The organism is Couchioplanes caeruleus, from assembly GCF_023499255.1.
GTDB lineage: Bacteria > Actinomycetota > Actinomycetes > Mycobacteriales > Micromonosporaceae > Actinoplanes > Actinoplanes caeruleus_A.
Map to the genome: position 1 here is coordinate 701686 of NZ_CP092183.1, position 17079 is coordinate 718764.

Here is a 17079-nt window from a genome sequence, read left to right on the forward strand (position 1 = left end):
ACGTTCCCTCATGGCAGGATCTCGGTTATGACCGGGACCCTGATCACCGTCGCGCCCACCGGCGCGGAGAACACCAAGGCGGCCGTACCGGCGCTGCCCGTGACGATCGACGAGCTCGTGGCCACCGCCAAGGAGTGCGAGGCGCTGGGCGCCGCGATCATCCACGTCCACATCCGTGACGACGCCGCCGAGCCGACGCTGGACCAGGGCCGGCTGCGCGACACGGTGGCCGCCCTGCGGCAGTCGACGGACCTGATCGTCCAGCTCTCCTCGGGCGGCGCGGTGACCGACCCCGAGGCGGACCGGCTCGCCGTGCTCGACGCCGGCCCGGAGATGGCTTCCTGCACGATGGGTACGGTGAACTTCGGCGACGGCGTGTTCATGAACCGCTGGGAGTTCATCGTCGACCTGCACACCCGGATGCAGGAGCGCGGCGTCGTCCCCGAGTACGAGATCTTCGACCTCGGCCAGCTCACCTCGCTGCAGCGCCTGCTCACCAAGCACGGGCTCCCGTACGGCGGCCACGTCCACGTCGACCTGGTGATGGGCGTACCGGGCGGGATGCCGGGCACCGCCGAGGCGCTGGTCGCGTGCCACCGGGCGATCCAGGACCTGCCGGCGGGTACGACGTTCTCCGCCACCGGCATCGGCCGCAGCACGATCCCGGTCATGCTGGCCTCGCTGTCGGCGGGCGGGCACCTGCGCGTCGGCATGGAGGACACGGTCACGTACGCGAAGGACCGCCCCGTCGAGTCGAACATGCAGCTCGTCGCGCGGGCCGTCGGCTTCGCGCAGCTGGCCCAGCGCCCGCCGCTGACCACGGCGGAGGCGCGGGAGCTGCTCGGGGTGCCGGCCCGATGATCCTCGCGGAGGTCGTACGCTCCGGCTTCACCGAGTCGGTCCACCACGGCTCGGTCGTGGTGCTGGACGCCTCGGGCGCGGTCGCCGGCTCGGCCGGGGACGTGACCGGCCCGGTTTTCCCGCGCTCGTCGAACAAGCCGATGCAGACCGTCGGCATGCTGCGTGCCGGGCTGCGCGTCGCCGACCCCGCGGATCTGGCCCTGATCAGTGGCAGCCACTTCGCCGAGCCGTTCCACGTGCACCGCGTACGCGCCATCCTGGCCGCCGCGGGGCTGACGGAGGAGGCGCTGCTCTGCCCGCCCGCCCTGCCGCTCGCCGAATCGGGGCACGACGGCCGGGCGCCGCAGCGCATCCTCATGAACTGTTCCGGCAAGCACGCGGGGATGCTGGCCACCTGCGTCGCCAACGGGTGGCCGCTGGACGACTACCGGGACGCCAAGCACCCGTTGCAGCAGGTGCTGGCCGAGACGGTGACCGAGCTGGTGGGAGAGCCGATCGCCGCCACGGGCATCGACGGCTGCGGTGCTCCGGTTCTGGGCTTCTCGCTGACCGCGCTGGCCCGGGCCTTCCAGCGGCTCGTCTCGGCGGCCCCGGGCACGCCCGGGCGGATGGTGGCGGACGCCATGCGGGCGAACCCCGAGCTCGTCGCCGGCACCGGGCAGGACGACACACGGCTGATGCAGGGCGTGCCGGGGTTGCTCGCGAAGGGCGGGGCGGAGGGTGTCGTCGCGGTCGCCGTACCGGACGTCGGAGCGGTGGCGTTGAAGATCGAGGACGGCGCGATGCGGGCCCGGATGCCGGTGCTGGTGTCGGCGCTGCGCCGGCTCGGCGTGGCCGCCCCGGTGCTGGATTCGCTGGCCACCGTGCCCGTCCTGGGCGGCGGCGTACCGGTCGGCGAGGTCCGCGCCACCTGGTGACCTGATTCACGCTAACTATTGCAAGCGTTTTGCTTGCAGGAGCTAGCAGGCGGGGCTACGGTCGAGTCATGGCCACCGGAGATCTGCCCCAGGACATCGGTTCGTTCATCCGTGACCTGCGGCAGACGGCGAAGATCTCGCTCCGGCAACTCGCCGACCGGGCGGGCGTGAGCAACCCGTACCTGAGCCAGATCGAGCGGGGCCTGCGCAAGCCCAGCGCCGAGGTGCTGCAGCAACTGGCCAGCGCGCTGCGGGTGTCGACGCCCGCGATGTACCTGCGCGCCGGCCTGCTCGACGGGGAGGGCCAGCAGGGCGTGCTGGCCGCCATCGCGGTCGACCCCGACCTGACGATCGCGCAGAAGCAGTCCCTGACCCAGATCTACGAGACGTTCCGCAACGAGAACGCCCGGCACGCCCGCGAGAGCGGCGAGCCCACGGCCGGCGCGCCCGCGCCCGGGGAGTCCGGCGAACTCGACGTCCCCGACGAGGACGAGGCCCTGCGGGTTGTCATCCAGGACGTGTCGGTCGTGGAGGACGGCGGCGCGCCGCCCCCGCCGGCCAGGTCCTGACCCACCCAGACCACTGCAAAGCCGAGGAGACATCATGCCCGAGCAGACCAACACCAGGATCCCCGCCCCGCTGTACGCCGCCGCCGGCGCCGGTGACCTCGCCTGGCGCGAGCTGCGCAAGCTCCCCGCCGTGGTGAGCGAGCTCAGCGACCGTGCCGTCGCCTCGCTGCGGATGGCCAACGAGGCCGCCGGCACCACCGCCACCTCGCTGCGCGACAAGGCGACCACCACGGACTTCGACAAGCTCCGTGCGACCGCCACCACGAGCGCCGTCACCTTCGCCCAGGTCGCCCAGGAGCGGGCCGCCGCGCTGTACACGACCCTCGTGGCCCGCGGCGAGCGCGTGATCGGCACCGGCGTCGTCGAGGCCGCCGACGTGGTCAACGCCGACATGGTGACCACCGAGGAGCCGAAGGCCGTGGAGGCCGCCGCCACTCCGGCCCCGAAGCCGCGCAAGCGCGCCGCCCGCCCGGCCGCCGAGTAAGCAGACACACCCGGCATTGATCCGCGGGCCCCGGCCGAAGCCGGGGCCCGCGGCATAGACTCTTCACCATGGTCTCCAGCGCGCCCGAGTTCTATCTGCACGTCAGGCTCTACATCGACGTGATCGTGATGATCGGCTCGTTGATCGTGCAAGCCATCGCCCTCATCCACTGCGTGACGCAGCGCGGCGACGGTTTCCAGGCGATCGGCACCCTTCCCAAGGGCGCGTGGATCGCGATCCTGGCCGTCTGCATGGTGCTCACGTACGTGATCGGCCCGATCGGGATCTTCGGCCTCGTCGGCCTCGCCGCGGCCCTCATCTACCTGCTCGACGTCCGTCCCGGGCTGCGCGACCTGTCGGACGGCAAGGGCTTCTGGTGAGACTCCGCCGGCCGCCGCCCCCGGACGGCGGCCCGCGGAATCCCGGACCCCGGCCCACCGCTCCCCGCTCGGGGCGGCCCACCCTGCCGGCCCCGCCCACCGAGCTCGTCGGCACGCCGCACGGCGTACGCCTCGAGCAGCTCGTCACGGGCGTCGGCGACCCGGTCACCGTGTTCGCGCACGGGCTGGCCGGCGACATCGCCGGCACCCGGCCGCTGGGCAGCGCCGTCGCGGGCCGCCGCGTCTTCTTCCACTTCCGCGGGCACGGCCGCTCCGAGTCGCCGCCCGGGCCGTGGACGTTCGCCGACCTCGCCGCCGACCTGCGCGCCGTGGCCGACCGGGCCGGCGCGACCCGGGCGCTCGGGGTGAGCATGGGCTCCGCGGCGCTGTGCCGGCTCCTCGCCGCCGATCCCGGGCGCTTCGACCGGGTGGTGCTCTATCTGCCCGCGCCGCTGGACGGCGTACGGCCCCGCGTGGCGCAGGAGCGGCTGGAACGCCTGCTCGCCGCCGTCGGGTCGGGTGAGGCGGCGGCCGTCGCGGAGGCGGTCGAGCCCGAGTTGCCGCCGTCGGTGCGAGACACGCCGACGGGCTGGGGCTACCTGCGTCAGCGCGTCGACCAGCTGCTGCGGGACGGGCTGGCGCCGCAGCTGGACACGTTGTGGCGGGAGCCCGCCGCGGATGAGGGGGCGCTGCGGGCGTACCCGGGAAAGGCCCTGGTGATCGGTTGCGTGGGTGACGATCTGCACCCGGTGGCCTGGGCGGAACGCCTGGCCGGCCTGCTGCCCGGCGCCGAACTGCACGTCTACGACCGGCCCGCGGTGCTCTGGACGCACCGGCGCGAGCTGCGCGAGCGGATCTCCACGTTCCTCAACGCATGATGGCCCGGACCGTACGGTCCGGGCCATCATCGGCGAAGCACGCTCAGCTCGTGAGCTTCTGCACCTTGTACTTCCAGCCGCTGTTGTTGCCGGCCTTGTCGTACGCGACGTAGTCGACCTCGAGGTAGTAGCCCTTCGAGAGGCCGGCGACGCTGGTCTTCCAGACCCCGCTCGAGTTGACCCCGACCCACTTCACGGCGGCGTTCGGGATGTTCGTGACGCCCGGGGTGTACTTGACCCACTTGGCGGTCTGGAAGTTGTAGTAGTAGTCCTTGGTGCTGGTCCACTTCCAGAGCTGGATGCCGACCTCGTCGACGCCGATCTGGCTGTCCTTGGCGGTGCCCTGCACGGTCTTCCAGGAGGACGCCTTCGACGGGCTGCTCGGCACCTTCAGCGTGGCGCTCGGGTTGTACGTGTCCTCGACCAGCGAGTACGTGCCGGCGGACGCGGTGACCTTGCCGCCCGACGCGTTCTCGAGGGTCACCTTCGCGGTGTGCTTACCGGTGCTGCCCCACGAGTAGTAGTGCTTGACCGAGGTGTTGGCCTTGTTGACCAGGCTGGTCTCGCCGTCGCCCCAGTTCACCCAGACCTTGCTGGTCGAGCTCGGGATGCCGGAGAGCTTCAGGGTGGCCTCGTGGCCGCCGTTGAACCAGGTCCAGTTCCAGGTCGGGTCGAACTTGAACGAACCGCCGCCGGCGGCCACCGTCACGGTGTTGGTGACGTCGGTCTGCACGCCGTCGTCGGTGATCGACACCACGACCGTCCACGTGCCGGCCTTGGTGAACGTGTGCGTGGCACTGGTCAGGCTGGCCGCGGGCGGCTCGGCCGCAGTGCCGTCGCCCCAGCTGAGGGCGAACGTCGGAGTGGTGTCCGGGGTGCTGTCCGCAAAGGCCGTCTGGGTCAGCGTGACCTGCTGGCCGGTCCAGATGCTCGCCTTGTCGACGGCGTAGCCGGCGGTGATCGAGCCCTCGGCGGCCCAGGCGGGCGCACCGAGCACGCCGGCGCCTGCCACCGTGCCGGCGCCGAGCGCGAGGGTCAGCATCGCGGCGAGGCCGCGCGGTCCTCCGGTGTTCATAACTCTCCCCGTGAAAGTGGCCGCAATGAATGCGAGCCCCGGGACAGTACCGGGTCGAGGGTCGCTTGATCAAGCGGTTGGCCGTCGATACGTGGGCGGATTGCCGATCGGCGTAACCTTTTGCCCCGCTCGTCGGTGTTCCTGTCGTGCGGCTCACCCCCAGAACTGTCTTCCTCGGTCTCGTAGCACTCGGGCTGCCCTTCGCCGTCAGCGTCGGATGGGCCCTCGGCAGCCCCGACGAGGCGCCGCCGGCCGTCAGCACCCCCGATGGTGCGGGCGCCCTCGGCAGCGCGCCGATCGCCAGCGCCGTACCCGAATCGGTCGGCGACTGGGTGCCCCGCGCGCCCAAGCCGGTCTCGGTGGTGAAGCCCGTACGGCCCAGCGCGTCCGCGAGCGCCGCCCCCAGCTCCGGTACGCCCTCCGCGCCGGCCTCCGGGTCGGCGGCACCATCTCTCACGGCACCGCCCGTACCGACGCCGGCCTCCATGGTCCCGACGCCGCCGGATCCGGCCGTCCCCACCGCCTCGGCGAGCGCCACCCCGGCGCCCTCCGGTCTGCGGCTGGTCCGGAGGTCCTAAGCTCGCGGACCGTGGCGAAGTCTCAGCTGGGCCCGGGCGGCGCGCTCCGGGAATTCTTCACCGGTGCCGGCCTGCTCGGCCGTGGGCTCGGTCTGGTGCTGCGCAACCCGCGGCTGCTCGGTCTCGGCCTGCTGCCCGCCCTGCTGGCCGGCCTGCTGTACGCGGCGGCCCTCGTGACGCTCGCCGTCTTCGTCGACGACCTGGCGGGGGCGGTCACCTGGTTCGCCGACGACTGGTCCTCGCCGTGGCGCGGGGTGGTCCGGTTCGTGGCGGGCGCCGCGCTGCTCGGCCTCGGCGGCCTGCTCGGTGTGCTGACCTTCACCGCGGTCACCCTGCTGATCGGTGACCCGTTCTACGAGAAGATCTCCGGCGTGGTGGAGAGCCGCTACGGGGGCGTACCGGACGAGGCCGAGGTGCCGCTGCTGCGTTCGCTGGGCCGCAGCCTGCGCGACTCGCTGCGGCTCATCGGCCTGTCGATCCTCTTCGCGATCCCGCTGTTCCTCGCCGGTTTCCTGCCGGTGGTCGGGCAGACGGTGGTGCCGGTGGTCGGCGCGGCGATCGGCGGCTGGCTGCTCGCCGTGGAGCTCACCGGCGTGCCGTTCCAGCGCCGCGACAAGCGGCTCCGGGACCGGCGGCAGGCGCTGGCCGGGCGGCGGCCGCTGGCGCTCGGCTTCGGCGTCGCGGTGTTCCTGTGCTTCCTGATCCCGCTGGGCGCGGTGCTGCTGATGCCGGCGGCGGTCGCCGGGGCGGCGCTGCTCTCGCGCAAGGTGCTCGGCCTGCCCGCGGAGATCGTGACGACCAGCCCGCTGTAGGCCGTGCCCCGGCCGGTCAGGCGGAGGCGCGGACGACCAGCTCGGTGGGCAGGACCACTGCGGCCGGGACGTCGCGGCGGTGGTCGACCAGGCCGAGCATCTGCCGGGCCATGGTCCGTCCCATGTCGACGATCGGCTGCCGGACCGTGGTCAGCGGCGGGTCGCTGAGGCGGCTGATCTCGAAGTCGTCGAAGCCGATGACCGCCACGTCGCCCGGGACCCGGCGACCGGCGTCCTTGAGGGCCTGCAGCGCCCCGTGGGCCATCATGTCCGAGGCCACGAAGACCGCGTCCAGGTCCGGGTCGTCGGCGAGCAGGCGGCGCATCGCCAGGACGCCGGAGTCGCGGGTGAAGTCGCCCACCGCCACGTGCTCGGCCAGGCCGGCCTCCTTGAGCGCCGTGCGGTAGCCGGTCAGCCGGTCGATGCCCGCCACCATGTCCTGCGGGCCGGCGATCGTGGCGATCCGGCGGTGCCCGGTGGCGAGCAGGTGGCGTACGGCCGCGACCACCCCGCCGATGTGATCCACGTCGACGTAGGGCACCGGCAGCTCGGCGGGGGTCATCGGCCGGCCGCTGCACACCACGGGGATGCCGAGCCTGGCCAGGGCTCCGGGCAGCGGGTCCGCGCCGTGCATGGAGGCGAACATGACGCCGTCGACGTGGCCGGCCATCGCGTACCGCTCGACCCGGTCGTGGCTGGCCGCGGACCCCGCCATCATCAGCACGAGCTGCTTGTCGGCCGCCTCGAGCTCCGTGCTCACGCCGCGGATCACGGCGGGGAAGAACATGTCGTCGGAGAACACCCGGCTGGCGGTCTCCGGCAGGATCAGCGCGATCGACTCCGTACGCTGCGTCACCAGGCTGCGGGCGGCCTGGTTGGGGACGTACCCGAGCTCCTCGACGGCCTGGTTGACCGCGTCGCGGATCGCGACCGCCACCGTGGTCGAGCCGTTCACGACGCGGGAGACGGTCGCCCGCGAGACCCCGGCCCGTCTGGCCACCGCCTCGAGTGTCGGCCGCTCCCGCGTCACCATCAGCTCACTCCCCGATCCGGTCCCGGTCGCTCAGACCGTTGCGCCGGATCACCTCCCGGTACCACTTGGCGCTGTCCTTCGGGACCCGCTGCTGCGTGGAGTAGTCCACGTGCACGAGCCCGAAGCGCATCTTGTAGCCCTCGGCCCATTCGAAATTGTCCATCAAAGACCACGCGAAGTATCCCCGAAGGTCAACCCCGTGGGAAATGGCGTCCAGGCAGGCGCGCAGGTGGCCGTCCAGGTACTCGATGCGGTTGGTGTCGCGCACCTCGCCGGTCTCGGGCGACGGGCCGTCCGGGTACGCCGCGCCGTTCTCCGTGATCATCATCGGCACGCCGTAGTCGGCGTGGATGCGGTCCAGCAGCCGGGTCAGCGCGGCGGGCTCGATCTGCCAGCCGATGTCGGTGATCGGGCCGACCGGTGCGCGGAACGCGACGCCCTCGGTCCCCGGGCTGTCCAGCTTGGCGGGCTCGCCGGGCTGCGCCGAGACGTACGTGGGGGTGTAGAAGTTCACACCGAGCACGTCGATCGGGGCGTTGATGATCGCCTCGTCGCCCTCCCGGATGTGGCTGAGGTCGGTGAAGCGCGCCATGAGCTCGCGCATGTCCTCCGGGTACGCGCCGCGGAACAGCGGGTCCAGGAAGATCCGGTTGTTCAGCCCGTCCACGATGCGGGCGGCGTCGACGTCGGCCGGGTTCGCCGGGTCCAGCGGCGAGACCGACGCCGGGTTGAGCGTGATGCTGACCGTCTGCGCGCCGGCCGAGCGCAGCGCCCGGGCCGCGAGACCGTGCCCGAGCAGCAGGTGGTGCACGGCCTTGAAGACCGACGCCGGGTCCTGGATGCCGGGGGCGTGCACGCCGCTGCCGTAGCCGAGGTACGCCGAGCACCAGGGCTCGTTGAGCGTCGTCCACGTGCGTACGCGGTCGCCGAGGCGCGCGTGCACGATGGCGGCGTACTCGGCGAACGCCTCCGCGGTCTCCCGGACCGTCCAGCCGCCGCGGTCCTGCAGCGTCTGCGGCAGGTCCCAGTGGTAGAGCGTGACGACGGGGTCGATGCCCTTGCCGATCAGCTCGTCGGTGAGCCGGTCGTAGAAGTCCAGGCCCCGGGTGTTGACCGGGCCGGTGCCGTCCGGCTGGATGCGCGGCCAGGCGATCGAGTACCGGTACGAGCCCAGCCCCAGGTCCGCCATCAGCGCCACGTCGTCGACGTAGCGGTGGTAGTGGTCGCACGCCACGTCACCGGTGTGGCCCGCGTACACCCGTTCCGGCGTACGGCTGAACGTGTCCCAGATCGACGGGCCCCGGCCGTCCTCGTTCGCCGCGCCCTCGATCTGGTACGACGCGGTCGCCGCACCCCAGACGAAGCCGTCGGGGAACTTCAGGCCGGAGGCCAGGGGTTCACCGCTCTCTTCCACCTCGACGGTTGCCGTCATGCCGTCACCGCTCCCTGCGTGAATACCGCCGCCTGCCGGGCCGCGCCGACCGGTGTGATCAGCGGCGGAACTGTGGCGGACGGCCTGAGCCGTCCGAACTTAACCGGTACAGCGTAAGGCCATTCACTATCTCGGGAGGCATCCGGAAGTTGCGGAACCTCGTCCGGATGATGGGACGTCAGCCGGCGCGCAGCGCAGAGATCAGCCGAGGGTCGCCGACGACGGTCAGTTTGTCCGTTTCGAGGCGGCCCATCAGCGTCAGGAGCAGGTCACTGGCGGTCCCGGAGGCCTCCGCGCGCGGGTGGTGGTCGTCGGTGTCGAGGATCGTCCCAGTGTCGAGCAGGGCGATGCCGGCGCCCCGCAGCCGGACGAACCACTCGTAACTTGCGTCCGTGGCGGTGAGATGCACGACGCCGTGCAGGTCCGTCGGGCCCTTGCGGTAGCCCGCCGGCAGCCAGGTGTCCAGCACCTCGTTCACGCCGTCGGCGGCCAGCTTCGTCTCGATCGGGGTGGCGCGCCCGGCGGCCTGCTCGGCGTCCCAGCGGTGCACCGAGACCTCGTGCGCGATCCGGCGCTGCCAGAAGCCGGCCTTCTTGGCCTGCGCCGGCCAGGTCCAGGACGGCAGGTCCGGGTCCAGGGCGTCCAGCGTCTCGATCGCCCCGGTCATCTCCCGGCGCAGCTGGTCCAGCGCTTCCGGCCAGGCCGGCCGCGGGTCCGGGACCGTGCGGGCGGCGGGCCGGTCCAGCACGCCCCGCGGCGCGAGCTCGCGCACCCAGCGCAGCACGGAGGTGAGGTGCTCGGTGAGATCGGCGACCGTCCAGTCCGGACATGCCGGCACGGCGGCGTCCGGACCGGTCTCGGCGACAGCGTCCTGCAGCGCCGGACCGTCGGCGCGCAGGGCGGCCAGCCAGAAGTCCTTCGTCGCATTGAGCCTGTTCATCAGCTTCTCCCGCTGGAGCGGACCACCCGTACGGTCTACCCGTGACCCGTCGGCCTAGGGTTGACGTCGTGCCTGACGTTAGTGCTGACCCGCCAGCCGCCGCACCCGCTGCGCATGCCAGTTCGCTGGCGGCGTACACGACGCTACGCCTCGGTGGCCCGGCCGGAGCCCTGACGGTGGCCACTGAAACGGACGAAGTGGTGGAAACCCTGCGCGCGGCCGCGCGTAAAGGGGAAACCGTCCTGGTGCTGTCGGGCGGCAGCAACGTCGTGATCGGCGACGAGGGATTCCCCGGAACAGTGCTGCTCGTGCGCACCCGCGGCGTCGAGGTGATCGACCGGGACGCCCGCGGCGCGCTGGTACGGGTGGCGGCCGGCGAGCCGTGGGACGACTTCGTGGCCGACACGCTCGCCCGGGGCCTGTCCGGGCTCGAGGCGCTCTCCGGCATCCCCGGTTCCGCCGGCGCGACCCCGATCCAGAACGTCGGCGCGTACGGGCAGGAGGTGGCCCGCACGATCGAGGCGGTGCACGTCTACGACCGCGCGGACGACCAGGTCAAGGTCATGTCGCTGCCCGAGTGCCGGTTCGCGTACCGGTCGAGCGTCTTCAAGCACAACGACCGGTGGGCGGTGCTGCACGTCGACTTCCGGCTGGCCGAGTCCGCGGAGTCCGCGCCGGTCAAGTACGCCGAGCTCGCCCGGCACCTCGGGGTCGAGGTGGGCGAGCGGGTCGGGGCCGACCGGGTCCGCGAGGCCGTGCTGAAGCTGCGGGCGAGCAAGGGCATGGTGCTCGACGCGGAGGACCCCGACACCCGGTCGGTGGGCTCGTTCTTCACCAACCCGGTGCTGTCGGCGCAGGAGTGGGCGGCGGTCCAGGACCGGCTCGCCGACCTCGGCGAGCCGCCGAGCTGGCCGGCCCCGAACGGCACGGTCAAGGTGCCGGCCGCCTGGCTCATCGAGAAGGCGGGCTTCGGCAAGGGGTACGCCGGCCGCGACGGGGTGGCGATCTCGGCCAAGCACACGCTCGCGCTGACCAACCGCGGCGGCGGGACCACCGAGGCCCTGCTGGACCTGGCCCGGGAGATCCGCAACGGCGTGCGCGACCGGTTCGGCGTCGTCCTGCACCCGGAACCGGTCCTGGTCCGCTGCGCTCTCTGAGGCGTCAGCGCCAGCCGAAGACCTGCGTCCAGTAGAGGGTGCCGTTCGCGGCCCGCTGCACCCCGGCGCCGAACGAGCGCGCGTCGCAGTTGAGGATGTTCCGGCGGTGCTCCGGGCTGGCCATCCACGCGTCCATCACCTCGGCCGGGTCCGAGAAGCCCCAGGCGATGTTCTCCCCGGCCACGAAGGGGTAGCCGGCCGCCCGCGAGCGGGTCTGGAAGGTGGAACCACGCCAGCCGATGTGGCCGAAGTCGCCGGTGGCGGCCATGTAGTGGCTCTGGCGTACCGAGGCGACCATCAGTTCCTGCTCGACGCCGAGCGGATCGCATCCGGCCAATGCGCGCTCCTCGTTGGTCCGCGCGATGACGTCGTCCATGAGCACCTGCTCGGTGGTCGGCCGCGCCGCTGCCGCGGGCACCGTGGTTCCGGCGTACGCGGGGGTCGCGATCAGGGCCAGCAGGGCGGCCGGTGCGGCCGCGGCGGCGATACGGCGTACGGAGTCGAACACGTGCTTGCCTCCCGGTCCACGGCCGGGCTCCTGTTCGCCCGGCAATGGCTATCGGACCTGGCTTTTCGGGGGTACGTCCGATCTTTTCCGGTTTCCGCCGCCACGGCCGGGTCCGCGTGTCAATCTGTGGGGATGGCCGCCGGTAGCCGGACCTCGGCGCCGGCGCCCGTCGCGGGGTCGTAGGTCAGCGCCACCGACCCGCCGTGCCGGGCCGCGATCGCCTCGGCCAGCAGCATCCACAGGGCCGTGCTGCGGCGCCGGTGCGGCGGCTCGGGATCGGCCAGCATGCCGGCCATGAGGTACTCGTCGGTGAGCTTCTCCGCCTCCCGGGCCACCACCGTCACCGTCCAGCCGGAGGCGTCCGCCGCGGCGCTGACCGTGGCGGAGCGGTCGGCGGCGCCGCTGGCCACCGTGCCGATCACCGCGTAGAAGAGGTCCCGCAGCAGGGCCGCGTCGGCGGATGTCGGCGGCCCCGCCTCGGCCCGGACGGTGGCCGCGGTGTACGGCTCGCGGCTGGCCAGCAGGTCCGCCGCCTCCTGGATCACGCTGCCGAGCCGGACCGGGCCGGGGCGCAGCGCGAGGTCGCCGGTCTGCAGCCGGCTCACCACCATGAGGTCGGCGACCAGCGCGAGCATGCGGTCGGTGTTGCGGCGTACGGCGGCCAGCGCCACGGAACGCTCGGCGGGTGCGAGGTCGTCGGTGTCGAGGCTCTCGGTGAACGAGGCGATGGTCGTCAGGGGCGTACGCAGCTCGTGCGAGATGACCGCGAGGAACCGGGCCTGTAGCGCGAAGGCGTTCGTGGGGGATCGCACGCTGAACTATAACTTTCCGTATATGAACCGACACGTCACGCTATCGTGAGTTTCTGACATTTCATCGTCGCCGTCCGCGGTCGCGGGGGGCGTGAGCAAGAAGCTGACCCGAATCCGAGCACGTGCCGTGCCGGGTGGGCAGCCGTGCGACGCGCGGGGCGGAGGCGGAGGGCATGGTGACCAACTCATGAGCAGACTGCTCGTGGTCGAGGACGACCCGGACATCGCCCTGGCGCTGCGGCTGCTGTTCAGCCGTGCCGGGTACGAGGTGGCACACGCCGGCGACGGGCGTACCGGTCTGAAGGAGGCGTACGCCGAGCACCCCGACCTGGTCGTGCTCGACGTCGGCCTGCCGGAGATGGACGGCTGGCAGGTGCTCGAACGGCTGCGGGACGTCTCGGACGTACCCGTGCTGGTGCTGACCGCGCACGGCCAGGAGGCCGAGAAGGTCCGCGGCCTGCGCGGCGGCGCCGACGACTACCTGACCAAGCCGTTCGCCAACAACGAGCTGCTGGCCCGGGTGGAGGCGCTGCTGCGCCGCTCGTCCAGCGGGCAGAACAGCTGGGCCAGCCAGATCTACGACGACGGCCTGGTGCACCTGGACCCCACGAAGCGCCGGGTCTACGTCAAGGGCGAGGAGAAGCGCCTCACCCCCACGGAGTTCCGGCTGCTGAACGCGCTCGTCCGGCACGCCGGCGCGGTGCTGAGCCCCAACCAGCTGCTCACCCAGGCCTGGGACGACCCCACGGGCATCGGGCAGGAGCGCGTCAAGTTCGCCGTGCTGCGGCTGCGCCGCAAGCTCGGCTGGTCGGATCCCGATGAGTCCCCGATCGAATCGGTACGCGGTTTCGGCTACCGCTACCGCCGCCCGGGCGGCGACACCTGAGCCGCAACCAGGAGCGGTCCGGGTGTCCTCAGGTGAGGCCGCGGTAGGTCGATGAGGGTCTTGGGAAACGAGCAGGAGGTAGGGCGTTGGAAGACCTTGGCGAGATCGTCGGCGAATTCCTCATGGAGAGCCACGAGAACCTGGATCAGATCGACCGGGACCTCGTGGCGCTGGAACAGGACCCGTCGTCCCGCGACCTGATCTCCCGCATCTTCCGGGCGATCCACACGATCAAGGGCACGAGCGGCTTCCTGGCCTTCACCCGGCTGGAGACGCTGGCCCACGCGGGTGAGTCGCTGCTGTCCCGGCTGCGCGACGGTGTCCAGCCGGTCACGCCGACGACGATCACCACGCTGCTGGCGACGATCGACGGCGTACGGTCGCTGCTGGAGGCCATCGAGCAGAACGGCTCCGAGGGTGACGTCGACGTCGACAGCATCATCGCGGCGGTACACGCGCAGATGAACGCCCCCGGCGACGCGGCCCCCGCGACGGCTCCCGCCGCCACGGCCGAGCCGGCCGCCGCCCCCGAGCCGCTCGAGGAGCGCCCGGTCCGCCCGGCGCCCGAGCCGGTCGAGGATCAGCGCCGCCCGCTCGGCGAGATCCTCGTCGAGACCGGCGCCGCCCAGGCCGCCGACGTCGGCTCCGCGCTGCAGTCGCAGCTGGAGGGCGACGAGCGCAAGCTCGGCACGATCCTGCTCGAGGAGGGCAAGACGCAGCCGGCCGCGGTCAGCGAGGCCCTGCAGGCGCAGACCCCGAAGCGCAGCGTCGCCGACAGCGCCATCCGCGTCGACGTGGACCTGCTCGACACCCTGATGAACATGGTGGGTGAGCTCGTGCTCGCCCGTAACCAGCTCGTCCGCGGCGTGATGGAGATCGGCGACTCCGGCCTCGTCCGCAGCGCCCAGCGGCTCGGCATGATCACCTCGGAGCTGCAAGAGGGGATCATGAAGACCCGCATGCAGCCGATCGAGCACATCTGGTCGAAGCTGCCGCGGGTCATCCGGGACCTCTCCCAGTCCCTCGGCAAGCGCGTCGAGCTGGTGATGGAGGGCAAGGAGACCGAGCTCGACCGCAGCCTGCTCGAGGCGGTCAAGGACCCGCTGACCCACCTGGTCCGCAACGCCGTCGACCACGGCATCGAGGACACCGACCGGCGGGTCGCCGCGGGCAAGAGCCCCGAGGGGACGCTCACGCTGCGGGCGTACCACGAGGGCGGGCACGTCGCGGTCGAGGTGGCCGACGACGGCGCCGGCATGGACGTCGACCGGATCGCGCAGAAGGCGGTCGAGAAGGGCCTGCTCCGGCCCGAACAGGTCGCCAACATGGACAAGCGCGAGATCATGGCGATGGTCTTCCAGCCCGGGTTCTCCACCGCGACCAAGGTGACCAACGTGTCCGGCCGCGGCGTCGGCATGGACGTCGTCAAGACCAACATCGAGCGGATCGGCGGCGCGGTCAGCGTCGACTCGACGCTGGGCCAGGGCACGGTCTGGCGCCTCACGATCCCGCTGACCCTGGCCATCATCCAGGCGCTCACCGTCGACTGCGGCGACCAGCGGTACGTGGTGCCGCAGGTGGCCGTCCTCGAGCTGGTGTTCATCGACGGGCAGTCCACGAAGATCGAGTACGCCTCGGGCGCGCCCGTCTACCGGCTGCGCGGCAAGCTGCTCCCGCTGGTCCGCCTCGACCGCACCCTGGGCCTGGACCCGGGCGGCGACCAGGGCGTCTACATCATGGTGCTGCAGGCCGACGGGCGTCGCTTCGGCCTCGTCGTGGACCGCGTCCTCAACACCGAGGAGGTCGTGGTCAAGGCCCTCAACAGCCGCTTCAAGGACATCGGCCTGTACGCCGGCGCCACGATCCTCGGCGACGGCAAGGTCGGCCTGATCCTCGACGTCTCGTCGCTGGCGCGCCGCTCGCACCTCGCGGTCGACTCCGAGCGCGAGAACCTCGTCGGCGCCTCCCGCTCCACCGGCGCGGCCGGCACCGGCGAGCGCCTGCTCATCACCGCGGTGGGCGAGCGCCGGGTGGCGATCCCGCTGGACACGGTCACCCGCCTCGAGGAATTCCCGCGGGACCGCATCGAGCACGCCGGCTCCCGCGAGGTCGTGCAGTACCGCGGTCAGATCCTTCCGCTGGTGCGGCTGTCGCACCTGCTGGGGGCGTACAGCGAGGTGGAGGAGGGCGACACCGTCTCGGTGGTCGTCTACAGCGAGGGAGGCCGCAGCGTGGCGCTGGTCGTGGACCGCATCGTCGACATCGCCGAGAACTCGACCACGGCCCGCCGCGACGCGGAGGAGGACGGCCTGGTCGGTACGGCGGTCATCCAGCAGCGCGTCACCGAGCTGCTCGACGTGCGCCGGGCGATCCTCGCCGCGGACCCGAACTTCTACAACGACATGGCCGGCGACGAGATGCTGGTGGAGGCCTGACATGGCGAGCCGGCAGTTCGCCACCTTCGAGGTGGCAGACCAGTTGTTCGGGGTCGAGGTCGACACGGTGCAGGAGGTGCTCTCGTACAACGAGTACACCCCGGTTCCGCTCGCGCCGCCGGCCGTCGGCGGGCTGTTCAACCTCCGCGGCCAGGTGATCGCTGCGGTGGACCTGCGGGTCCAGCTCGGCCTCGCCCGGCAGGCCCTGCAGGGTCCGGTGATGAACGTGATCCTGCGCGGCGACGGCGAGCCGGTCAGCCTGCTCGTGGACCGCATCGGCGAGGTCGTGGACCTCGACGACGACGCGTTCGAGCCGCCGCCGGACACGCTCAGCGGGCCCACCCGCGAGCTGGTCACCGGGACGTTCAAGATGGACGGCCGGCTGATGCTGGCCCTCGACGTCAACCAGGCCGTCGACACGTACCGAGCCACCACCTGATGTACAGCCTGGTCAGCGCCCCCGTCCTCGGTTTCGACCTGACCCGCCTGGGCGGCGGGTCGGCGACCGCCGAGGTGCTGCTGCGCGCCCTGCGCCTCAGTCTCGGGGACCTGCCGATCCTCGCCGAGCGGCTGCCCGACGAGGGCGTACGCGGCCCGCTGTGGGTGGAGGTGGAGAGCGCCGCCCGCCGGATGCCCTCGCTCAAGGGCATGAAGGCCGACGACCCGGCGAGCTCGCTGGCGCTGGTCGAGCGGGCGCCGATCGGCTCGGTGGACGCGCTGCTGACCTGCCTGCGCTACGACGTGATGGCCTGGACCTGGCAGGGCACGGGACGCGACGCGAAGCAGAGCGAGACGGCTGCCTCGGCGACCGCCCTGCTCTGCGACGCGGCCGTCGCGAGCTACCTGCGTGAGGTGCTGGACGACACGACCCGGCGGATGCTGGGCGCGGGCTGGGTGGCCGCGGTGCGCAAGCTCCCGGCCGGCAAGCCGATCGACCTGGGCCCGCACCACTACGCCGTCTCGGCGCTGCTGGACCGGCTCCGCTCCATCCGGCCCAACGACCTGGAACGCCTGGTGCGCTCCGCCGAGGACGCCCGCAAGAACGCCGGCGGATGGTCCCCGGCGGTGCACTCGGCGTCGTGGGCGGCGTACCTGTCGGACCGGGTCCGTACGGCCGCGGCCGCGCAGATGCTGCTGGTGCAGGCCATCGACACCGCGGCGATCCCGCTCGCCGACCGGGCCGGCGGCGTCTGGAACATGCTCAGCGGCGCGGTCCAGGCGCTCGTCGTCCGGGACCTGCTGGACACCGCCACGGCGCACCGGCTGCTCGCGCCGGTCATCGCGGCGCTCGGCCCGGCGTGGCTCGGGTGAGGAACGGGGGG

At 72.2% G+C, this 17079-nt stretch carries 19 protein-coding genes; 13 read left to right on the forward strand and 6 right to left on the reverse strand.

The window, feature by feature from the left end; all coding sequences use genetic code 11:
* Positions 1–27 precede the first annotated feature (27 nt).
* The 6 genes from COUCH_RS03300 to COUCH_RS03325 all read left to right on the forward strand — a co-directional run bounded on the left by COUCH_RS03300 (position 28) and on the right by COUCH_RS03325 (position 4089).
* Entirely contained in the window at positions 28–861 is an 834-nt protein-coding gene (locus tag COUCH_RS03300) for a 3-keto-5-aminohexanoate cleavage protein (RefSeq protein WP_249610627.1), read from the forward strand.
* On the forward strand, positions 858–1778 hold the full coding sequence (locus COUCH_RS03305; protein WP_249610628.1) for an asparaginase: 921 nt from the start codon (positions 858–860) through the stop codon (positions 1776–1778). The genes COUCH_RS03300 and COUCH_RS03305 overlap by 4 nt, the downstream gene beginning before the upstream one ends.
* A 68-nt stretch (positions 1779–1846) precedes the next feature.
* Entirely contained in the window at positions 1847–2347 is a 501-nt protein-coding gene (locus COUCH_RS03310; RefSeq protein WP_249610629.1) for a helix-turn-helix domain-containing protein, read from the forward strand.
* A 34-nt stretch (positions 2348–2381) separates the two neighbouring features.
* Positions 2382–2831, forward strand: a complete 450-nt coding sequence (locus COUCH_RS03315) for a hypothetical protein (RefSeq protein ID WP_249610630.1) — start codon at positions 2382–2384, stop codon at positions 2829–2831.
* Between the two features lie 68 nt (positions 2832–2899).
* Positions 2900–3211: a DUF2516 family protein gene (locus COUCH_RS03320; RefSeq protein ID WP_249610631.1), complete on the forward strand. Its 312-nt coding sequence runs from the start codon at positions 2900–2902 to the stop codon at positions 3209–3211.
* Positions 3208–4089 carry an alpha/beta fold hydrolase gene (locus tag COUCH_RS03325; RefSeq protein ID WP_430640877.1) on the forward strand — a complete coding sequence of 294 codons (882 nt, stop codon included), beginning with the start codon at positions 3208–3210 and terminating at the stop codon, positions 4087–4089. Before COUCH_RS03320 ends, COUCH_RS03325 begins: the two co-directional genes overlap by 4 nt.
* Before the next feature lie 43 nt (positions 4090–4132).
* Here the strand turns inward: COUCH_RS03325 and COUCH_RS03330 are convergent, their stop codons facing one another.
* Positions 4133–5164: a PKD domain-containing protein gene (locus tag COUCH_RS03330; RefSeq protein WP_249610632.1), complete on the reverse strand. Its 1032-nt coding sequence runs from the start codon at positions 5162–5164 to the stop codon at positions 4133–4135.
* 146 nt (positions 5165–5310) lie between these two features.
* Here COUCH_RS03330 and COUCH_RS03335 point away from each other — a divergent pair, with 146 nt between their 5' ends.
* The gene (locus COUCH_RS03335; protein ID WP_249610633.1) at positions 5311–5742 is read left to right on the forward strand and encodes a hypothetical protein; all 432 of its coding nucleotides are present in this window, start codon (positions 5311–5313) and stop codon (positions 5740–5742) included.
* 11 nt (positions 5743–5753) lie between these two features.
* Positions 5754–6554, forward strand: coding sequence for an EI24 domain-containing protein (locus COUCH_RS03340; RefSeq protein ID WP_249610634.1), 801 nt, complete (start codon positions 5754–5756; stop codon positions 6552–6554).
* A 16-nt stretch (positions 6555–6570) separates the two neighbouring features.
* Here the strand turns inward: COUCH_RS03340 and COUCH_RS03345 are convergent, their stop codons facing one another.
* From COUCH_RS03345 to COUCH_RS03355, 3 genes are all read right to left on the reverse strand, one after another.
* Positions 6571–7587, reverse strand: a complete 1017-nt coding sequence (locus COUCH_RS03345; protein ID WP_249610635.1) for a LacI family DNA-binding transcriptional regulator — start codon at positions 7585–7587, stop codon at positions 6571–6573.
* Between the two features lie 4 nt (positions 7588–7591).
* On the reverse strand, positions 7592–9019 hold the full coding sequence (locus COUCH_RS03350; RefSeq protein ID WP_249610636.1) for a GH1 family beta-glucosidase: 1428 nt from the start codon (positions 9017–9019) through the stop codon (positions 7592–7594).
* Positions 9020–9197: 178 nt separating this feature from the next.
* Positions 9198–9959, reverse strand: a complete 762-nt coding sequence (locus tag COUCH_RS03355) for a maleylpyruvate isomerase family mycothiol-dependent enzyme (protein WP_249610637.1) — start codon at positions 9957–9959, stop codon at positions 9198–9200.
* Between the two features lie 68 nt (positions 9960–10027).
* On the opposite strand from COUCH_RS03355, the gene COUCH_RS03360 reads away from it, so the two are divergent.
* Positions 10028–11116 carry a UDP-N-acetylmuramate dehydrogenase gene (locus COUCH_RS03360; RefSeq protein ID WP_275980058.1) on the forward strand — a complete coding sequence of 363 codons (1089 nt, stop codon included), beginning with the start codon at positions 10028–10030 and terminating at the stop codon, positions 11114–11116.
* 4 nt (positions 11117–11120) lie between these two features.
* On the opposite strand, the gene COUCH_RS03365 is transcribed toward COUCH_RS03360, so the two are convergent.
* Together COUCH_RS03365 and COUCH_RS03370 are read right to left on the reverse strand one after the other, a co-directional pair.
* Positions 11121–11624 carry a CAP domain-containing protein gene (locus COUCH_RS03365; protein WP_249610638.1) on the reverse strand — a complete coding sequence of 168 codons (504 nt, stop codon included), beginning with the start codon at positions 11622–11624 and terminating at the stop codon, positions 11121–11123.
* A gap of 119 nt (positions 11625–11743) precedes the next feature.
* Positions 11744–12436, reverse strand: coding sequence for a sensor histidine kinase (locus COUCH_RS03370; protein ID WP_249610639.1), 693 nt, complete (start codon positions 12434–12436; stop codon positions 11744–11746).
* A 187-nt stretch (positions 12437–12623) separates the two neighbouring features.
* Here COUCH_RS03370 and COUCH_RS03375 point away from each other — a divergent pair, with 187 nt between their 5' ends.
* From COUCH_RS03375 to COUCH_RS03390, 4 genes are all read left to right on the forward strand, one after another.
* On the forward strand, positions 12624–13322 hold the full coding sequence (locus COUCH_RS03375; protein ID WP_249610640.1) for a response regulator transcription factor: 699 nt from the start codon (positions 12624–12626) through the stop codon (positions 13320–13322).
* An 86-nt stretch (positions 13323–13408) separates the two neighbouring features.
* Positions 13409–15757: a chemotaxis protein CheW gene (locus COUCH_RS03380; protein ID WP_249610641.1), complete on the forward strand. Its 2349-nt coding sequence runs from the start codon at positions 13409–13411 to the stop codon at positions 15755–15757.
* Position 15758: 1 nt separating this feature from the next.
* Complete coding sequence (locus tag COUCH_RS03385) at positions 15759–16196, forward strand: chemotaxis protein CheW (protein WP_249610642.1); 438 nt, start codon at positions 15759–15761, stop codon at positions 16194–16196.
* Positions 16196–17068, forward strand: coding sequence for a hypothetical protein (locus tag COUCH_RS03390; RefSeq protein ID WP_249610643.1), 873 nt, complete (start codon positions 16196–16198; stop codon positions 17066–17068). The genes COUCH_RS03385 and COUCH_RS03390 overlap by 1 nt, the downstream gene beginning before the upstream one ends.
* The last annotated feature ends 11 nt before the right edge of the window (positions 17069–17079 follow it).

What these genes read in the sequence shown, in the direction of transcription:
- COUCH_RS03310 (WP_249610629.1), top strand. Translation starts at nt 1,847, where the DNA reads ATGGCCACCGGAGATCTGCCCCAGGACATCGGTTCGTTCATCCGTGAC.
- COUCH_RS03385 (WP_249610642.1), top strand. Translation starts at nt 15,759, where the DNA reads ATGGCGAGCCGGCAGTTCGCCACCTTCGAGGTGGCAGACCAGTTGTTC.
- COUCH_RS03375 (WP_249610640.1), top strand. Translation starts at nt 12,624, where the DNA reads ATGAGCAGACTGCTCGTGGTCGAGGACGACCCGGACATCGCCCTGGCG.
- COUCH_RS03305 (WP_249610628.1), top strand. Translation starts at nt 858, where the DNA reads ATGATCCTCGCGGAGGTCGTACGCTCCGGCTTCACCGAGTCGGTCCAC.
- COUCH_RS03300 (WP_249610627.1), top strand. Translation starts at nt 28, where the DNA reads ATGACCGGGACCCTGATCACCGTCGCGCCCACCGGCGCGGAGAACACC.
- COUCH_RS03355 (WP_249610637.1), bottom strand. Translation starts at nt 9,959, where the DNA reads ATGAACAGGCTCAATGCGACGAAGGACTTCTGGCTGGCCGCCCTGCGC.
- COUCH_RS03330 (WP_249610632.1), bottom strand. Translation starts at nt 5,164, where the DNA reads ATGAACACCGGAGGACCGCGCGGCCTCGCCGCGATGCTGACCCTCGCG.
- COUCH_RS03350 (WP_249610636.1), bottom strand. Translation starts at nt 9,019, where the DNA reads ATGACGGCAACCGTCGAGGTGGAAGAGAGCGGTGAACCCCTGGCCTCC.
- COUCH_RS03345 (WP_249610635.1), bottom strand. Translation starts at nt 7,587, where the DNA reads ATGGTGACGCGGGAGCGGCCGACACTCGAGGCGGTGGCCAGACGGGCC.
- COUCH_RS03390 (WP_249610643.1), top strand. Translation starts at nt 16,196, where the DNA reads ATGTACAGCCTGGTCAGCGCCCCCGTCCTCGGTTTCGACCTGACCCGC.
- COUCH_RS03315 (WP_249610630.1), top strand. Translation starts at nt 2,382, where the DNA reads ATGCCCGAGCAGACCAACACCAGGATCCCCGCCCCGCTGTACGCCGCC.
- COUCH_RS03320 (WP_249610631.1), top strand. Translation starts at nt 2,900, where the DNA reads ATGGTCTCCAGCGCGCCCGAGTTCTATCTGCACGTCAGGCTCTACATC.